This is a genomic window from Agrobacterium sp. BT-220-3 (assembly GCF_025910175.1).
Classification (GTDB): Bacteria; Pseudomonadota; Alphaproteobacteria; order Rhizobiales; family Rhizobiaceae; genus Agrobacterium; species Agrobacterium oryzihabitans.
The window spans coordinates 1-2,806 of the sequence record NZ_JAPAIX010000035.1 but is presented as its reverse complement, the minus strand read 5'-3'; the positions used below and the strand labels follow the sequence as shown (position 1 = coordinate 2,806).

Annotated in this window: 4 protein-coding genes and 1 tRNA gene; 4 read left to right on the top strand and 1 reads right to left on the bottom strand. The window is 55.6% G+C overall.

What is annotated here, in order from left to right:
• The 4 genes from OK142_RS25090 to OK142_RS25075 all read left to right on the top strand — a co-directional run.
• The coding region (locus OK142_RS25090; RefSeq protein ID WP_498685713.1) for a hypothetical protein at positions 1 to 206 on the top strand (206 nt) is incomplete at its 5' end.
• Positions 207 to 211: 5 nt separating this feature from the next.
• Positions 212 to 640: a type II toxin-antitoxin system HigB family toxin gene (locus tag OK142_RS25085; protein WP_318255179.1), complete on the top strand. Its 429-nt coding sequence runs from the start codon at positions 212 to 214 to the stop codon at positions 638 to 640.
• Positions 630 to 1,010, top strand: coding sequence for a helix-turn-helix domain-containing protein (locus tag OK142_RS25080; protein ID WP_498685712.1), 381 nt, complete (start codon positions 630 to 632; stop codon positions 1,008 to 1,010). Before OK142_RS25085 ends, OK142_RS25080 begins: the two co-directional genes overlap by 11 nt.
• Before the next feature lie 23 nt (positions 1,011 to 1,033).
• A complete protein-coding gene (locus OK142_RS25075) occupies positions 1,034 to 2,731 on the top strand; it encodes a recombinase family protein (RefSeq protein ID WP_498685714.1) in 1,698 nt (565 codons plus the stop codon).
• Here the strand turns inward: OK142_RS25075 and OK142_RS25070 are convergent.
• Positions 2,688 to 2,764, bottom strand: a tRNA-Met gene (locus OK142_RS25070). The genes OK142_RS25075 and OK142_RS25070 overlap by 44 nt on opposite strands.
• Positions 2,765 to 2,806 lie beyond the last annotated feature (42 nt).

Below are 2,806 nucleotides of genomic sequence, written 5' to 3'. Positions count from 1 at the left end.
CAGACGCCGGATCAGGCTTACTTCAACGCGCTGGCACCAATGATGGTGGCAGCATAATCGAGGCGGAAATCCACTTAACAAAAAGCCCGAAACTGTTCAGACAAACCGAGCCACCTCTGACAGATCGCCCGCGAGCAATTCGAACAAAACTTTTCGAAGCAGCGCAAGGTGAAGGCAAAAGGATAGCGTTCAAAGAAACTACATAGACGTTGTGAACAGCGGTTATGGCCTTATTGAACCCGAGAGAGCTTTCTCTCTTCGGGGTATTTTTACATCATTGTTGATCCCGATTCGGGATCATGATAGAGGTTTGGTTATGAGGATCATCGCCCGCCGCACTTTGCGGGAATTCATCGACGGCCTTACGGGGCAGAAGGAAAAGCCATCGGTTAAAGCCGCGCTGGATGCCTGGTTCGACGAAGTCAGCAAAGCGGCATGGACAAGCTCCGCCGATGTGAAGAGGCGTTATGCCACGGCAAGTGTCATCAACGCGGAGCGCATCGTCTTCAACATCAAGGGCAATGATTATCGGTTGGTGGCAGCGGTCGATTTCGAGAAGAGCATCGTCTGGATCAAATGGATTGGCACACACCGGGCATATGATAGGATTGATGTGACAGAGGTGAAGCATGGCGAATGACTTGAAGCCTATCCGCTCCGAGGCGGACTACGATGCCGCTCTTGCAGAAGCAGAGCGGCTTTGGGGAGCTAAGAGCAACACTCCGGAAGGCGACCGGCTTGACGTGCTGGCGACCCTGATCGAAGTCTACGAGGCAAAGCACTATCCGATAGACCCGCCCGATCCGATCGAGGCGATCAAGTTCCGCATGGAGCAACAGGGGCTGACCCGCAAAGACCTTGAACCTATCTTCGGCACTCGCAACCGTACGTCGGAGATCCTCAATCGCCGGCGCGGGCTTTCAATCGAGATGATCCGCAATCTGCACGACAAGCTCGGCATCTCGGCCGATGTACTCATTCGCCCGACCCGCGAAGTTAAAGCCGCCTGAGGGTAACGAAAGGAGACTGCTTGATGACCCGCGTTGCGCTCTATGCCCGATACTCCTCCGATAACCAGCGTGACGCTTCGATCGAGGATCAGTTCCGCATATGTCGTGAACAGGCAAAGCGCGACGGCTGGAATGTAATCGGTACCTACAAGGATGCAGGCATTTCGGGGGCGAGCATGATTCTCCGGCCCGGAATACAGATGCTTCTTCAGGACGCTCAGGCAGGACACTTCGATATCGTGCTGGCAGAGGCGCTCGACCGCATCAGCCGAGATCAGGCAGACGTTGCAACGCTGTTCAAGCATCTGAAATTCGCGGGCGTACCGATCGTCACGCTGGCAGAGGGTGAGATCAGCGAGCTGCATGTCGGCCTCAAGGGCACGATGAATGCGCTATTCCTAAAAGACCTCGCTGCCAAAACCCATAGAGGCCTGCGTGGCCGGGTTGAACAGGGAAAAGCCGGCGGCGGTATTTCCTACGGTTACAAAGTGGTCAAGAAGCTGGATGGCCGAGGTGATCCCATTCGTGGAGATCGCGAGATCGATGAACACGAAGCAACCATCGTTCGACGGATTTTCCGAGACTACGCTGCCGGAGTTGGCCCCCGAGCCATTGCCAAGTCTTTGAACGACGAGGGGATTGCGGGTCCGGAGGGTAAACTCTGGAGCGATACAACGATTCGCGGCCATGTGAAGCGCGGTACAGGTATCGTCAACAATGAACTCTACGTGGGCCGGCTGATCTGGAACCGCCAACGCTATGTCAAAAACCCTTCGACGGGCAAGCGTGTCTCACGTCTTAACCCGGAATCAGAGTGGACGGTCACAGAAGTATCCGAACTTCGCATTGTCGATAATGAACTTTGGCAGGCAGCCAAGTCCCGACAAGAGGACATTTCGGAGAAGCACGCCAGCGGGACCGAGGCCGTACGTGCTCACCACAGCAAAAACCGCCTTAATGGCATGCGTCGCCCCCGATCTATCCTTTCCGGATTGATCTATTGTGGTTCCTGTGACGGCCCCTATTCGCTGCGCGGTGCTGACCGCTTTGCTTGCTCAGCTCATGTGAGCAACGGATCATGCGCCAACTCGCGAACGATTTCACGCGACGAACTGGAACGGCGCGTCTTGTCGGGCCTGAAGGACAGGATGATGGCGCCAGAGATTGTCGCTGAGGCCATGCGTGCTTATGCCGCCGAAACCAACAGGCTCAATCGGGAGCGCCGTTCGAACGGCGATGCCTGGCGCATCGAATTGGAGAAGACGGTGCGAGAATTGGATAAGGCGATAGATGCTATTCTGGCTGGCGTCCCTCCCCTGCAGTTAAAAGACCGGATCGAAAAGCTGGAGACCCGCAAGGCCGAATTGAACACACTCCTCCTGGAAACGCAGAACGACATTCCAGATATTCTGCCAAGCACCTCGTCGATCTATGCCAACAAGGTCGGTCGATTGACGGAAGCACTCAACCACCCGGAGGAACGACTGGAAGCCGCGGAGGCCATCAGAACGCTGATCGAGAAGATCGTCTTGTCACCAGGCCCAAACCGCGGTGAGATTGACGCTTTACTGTATGGGGAACTGAGCACAATTCTGAACTGGATCGACGGCCAACTCATTGGAAAGTCTGGACAAACAAAAACTCCCGCAGCAATGGCTACGGGAGTGTCGGTATCGGTGGTTGCGGGGGCAGGATTTGAACCTGCGGCCTTCAGGTTATGAGCCTGACGAGCTACCGGGCTGCTCCACCCCGCGTTACCGGCGTAAATCCCTATTGGATTTATCGCGACTGCATCA